Source organism: Paracoccus sp. P2 (assembly GCF_046335115.1).
Lineage (GTDB): Bacteria > Pseudomonadota > Alphaproteobacteria > Rhodobacterales > Rhodobacteraceae > Paracoccus > Paracoccus pantotrophus.
On the sequence record NZ_JBGOSN010000115.1, the window covers coordinates 1 to 2,532 of the forward strand.

General features: G+C 61.5%; 3 protein-coding genes. 1 reads left to right on the plus strand and 2 read right to left on the minus strand.

Annotated features, from left to right (window positions below; translation table 11 throughout):
• Positions 1–58: 58 nt before the first annotated feature.
• Together ACDP63_RS24520 and ACDP63_RS24525 are read right to left on the minus strand one after the other, a co-directional pair.
• Entirely contained in the window at positions 59–1,441 is a 1,383-nt protein-coding gene (locus ACDP63_RS24520; RefSeq protein WP_409928823.1) for a transposase domain-containing protein, read from the minus strand.
• Positions 1,438–1,641, minus strand: coding sequence for a hypothetical protein (locus ACDP63_RS24525; RefSeq protein ID WP_074990831.1), 204 nt, complete (start codon positions 1,639–1,641; stop codon positions 1,438–1,440). The genes ACDP63_RS24520 and ACDP63_RS24525 overlap by 4 nt, the downstream gene beginning before the upstream one ends.
• Positions 1,642–1,706: 65 nt before the next feature.
• Here ACDP63_RS24525 and ACDP63_RS24530 point away from each other — a divergent pair, with 65 nt between their 5' ends.
• Positions 1,707–2,222 carry a helix-turn-helix domain-containing protein gene (locus tag ACDP63_RS24530; RefSeq protein ID WP_074990833.1) on the plus strand — a complete coding sequence of 172 codons (516 nt, stop codon included), beginning with the start codon at positions 1,707–1,709 and terminating at the stop codon, positions 2,220–2,222.
• The last annotated feature ends 310 nt before the right edge of the window (positions 2,223–2,532 follow it).

The following is a 2,532-nucleotide window of genomic DNA, read 5'->3' on the forward strand; positions in this document are numbered from 1 at the left end:
CTATGCTACGGCGGAAATGACGGAGCGACTGGCGGCATAGAAACCAACCCGATCCACCTTAGCCAAGCCGCCAAACTGTCTCACCAGGCGGGTCCACCTCTGATCGCCCGGCCGCGCCTTGGCCTTTGCGGCCCGCCTCACGGTTGTGGCGGTCGATCTCGCGGCGAACGACTGCCTCCATGACCGAGAACGGCACCGGCACCACATCGCGACCAGGGGCGGCACCAGGCGCATGGCCGGCGTGGGCGCCCTTGAATTCCGGCCGGTCGTCGATCACGCGCGACAGGGCGGCAAAGGTCCGTTCCGCTATCTTCGCCCGCGCGTTCTTCGGAATCGCAAAGGTCAGATCGATCCCGAGGTGGAAACAGACGCCCAGCGGCTTCACGCCGGGTTGGCCTCGGCCCTTGCCGCGCCATTTGAACTTGGCGCCGCCGGCCACCAGATGCCCGGCAAAGGCCGAGCCGTTGTCCGTATAGAGCCGGTCGAAGATGCCGTATTCCTGGCAGACCTTGCGGATCAGCCGTGCCGTCGCCACCGCGTTTTCCGACTGGGCAATCTCGTATCCCAGGACGAAGTTCGATGCGGTATCGACCAGCGCCAGCATCACCGGCCGCACAGGCTTGCCATCGCCGAAGTCTACCCAGAAGTCTTGCGTCCGCCCGTCCAGCGACACCCATTCGAGCGACTGGATCGAGGTTTTAGCCCGCTTGATCGGCATGGTCAGGCGGCTTGTCGCTTCGTCGCGGCCGAAGCGCGCAACCAGTTTCTGCGCCTCGGGCAGATCATCCCAGCGCCGCAGAACTGTCCTGTAGGCCGGCCATTGCCAGCCCCGCTTGCGCGCCACATCCCGGACGTCGCGCCAAGCCTGCTTAAGCGGGAATTGCGGCCCGGCATCGCGGATCGTGGTCATGAAGAAGGCCCATGCCTCGACAGAAATCTTGTCCTGTGGACGTCCACCGCGCGAAAAATCGGGCATCAGGGCTGGGGCAAAATTGACAGGGTCGACCCCGTCAACGGCGCGAAGGATGCGCCGCAGGGTCATGCGGTCGGTGCCCTTCGGGCCGAACTGTTGCTGCACCGCTTGTACTAGGCGGGCCGACAGGCCGAACGTGGCGCCCGCTCCGGCCTTCACGAGGAACCGGGCAATCTCGGCTTTCCGTAGGGCGATAGCCTGCATCGCGGGCGGGGCCTCGGCAAAGCGCTCGTGGGCCGCATCGTCATAGTCGCCAGCCGGAAGGCCGGTCGCCTCAATCTCGCGCAGTTCGTAGGCCCGGCGAACATCTGCGGGGAGGTCGGAAAGAGCGACGACCTCGGTATCACCACCATTTCCCCTTATGATCTGCGTGGGTATTTCGCGAAGATCGAGCCAACGGGAAGCCGAGCTTCTGTGCGTGGGAACTCCCGCAACTCCGAGCAACTTCCTAACGGGTATGCTGGTCATTTCACCAACCCGGCAGCAATCTGGATTTTCCGTCGCAACTGCTCGGCTTTGGCACCCTGCCACTTTCCGATCAGCGCCTTCCGGGCGTTGTGTGGATCAACGCCGTGCCCGCGGCACCACCTATGCAGACTGGTGCCTCGGGCAACGAAGGCCGCCCGAACGGCGTTGTTGATATTGCTGAGGTCTGCTATCTTGGTCATGCTATTTGTGCCCAATTTGGGTAACGATATGCGCAAATTATGCGCCACGTCAAGAGGAGCAACGCATGGAGTTGGATATCAGCACTCGGCTACGCCATTTGCGGGACTCCAAGGGCTGGACTGTGAGTGAGATGGCTTACCGGACGGGCATACCCAAGCGAACTCTTGACAAGTACATGGCTCGCGACGGGGCGAGTTTGCCCGGCTTGGAGGCGCTTTCCTCCCTGTCAAAGGGGCTGGGTGTGTCTCTCGACTGGCTGGTGTTTGGTGTAGGCGGCCCTTCAGGTGCGCCCACAGAACTCCTCGTCAACAGGTCTGCCACCGCCGCTAGCCTCATGGTTTTTGAGGCGGTGATGGGGCGGCTCTCGAAACAATACCCTGGTATCTATGAAAATGAGGAGCTGTTGGGTCTTTCCGTCGATGTATGGGCTGCCGAGATCGGCGAGCGAGCGATGGAAGAGGCCCGACGCTTACTTGAGCGCGGTGTGACCAGAGAAGACCTGGAGCTTTGGAAGCAAAGTCGCACGGAACGGCTGGTCGAAATTACGCAGGATAAAGCCTCAAGAATCCTTTCGTCTTGAGGTGTGCGGTGTGCGCAAAAACGCGCACACCTTATCCGCTAACCCATTGATTTTTCGTCGCCAGAATTTCCACGCTTCCGCGAAAATGGCGACTTTCGTGCCGAAAGGCTCAAACCTTTTGACACTCGCCCCTGTAACCCATTGATTTTACACACCCGGAAAATTACAGAGGCTCAAACCTTTTGACACCCGTCAGGGCGCGCAGGGCGCTCCCCCCGGGGTATTTGCGGAAACGGTGAAAGCGCTCAGAGCTTGCCGGTGAGTTCGGGCACCACGGAGAACAGGTCGCCCACCAGGCCGTAATCGGCGA

Bases quoted from the DNA above. Each gene is read 5' to 3' on its own strand.
- ACDP63_RS24525 (WP_074990831.1), bottom strand. From the start codon at position 1,641: ATGACCAAGATAGCAGACCTCAGCAATATCAACAACGCCGTTCGGGCG.
- ACDP63_RS24520 (WP_409928823.1), bottom strand. From the start codon at position 1,441: ATGACCAGCATACCCGTTAGGAAGTTGCTCGGAGTTGCGGGAGTTCCC.
- ACDP63_RS24530 (WP_074990833.1), top strand. From the start codon at position 1,707: ATGGAGTTGGATATCAGCACTCGGCTACGCCATTTGCGGGACTCCAAG.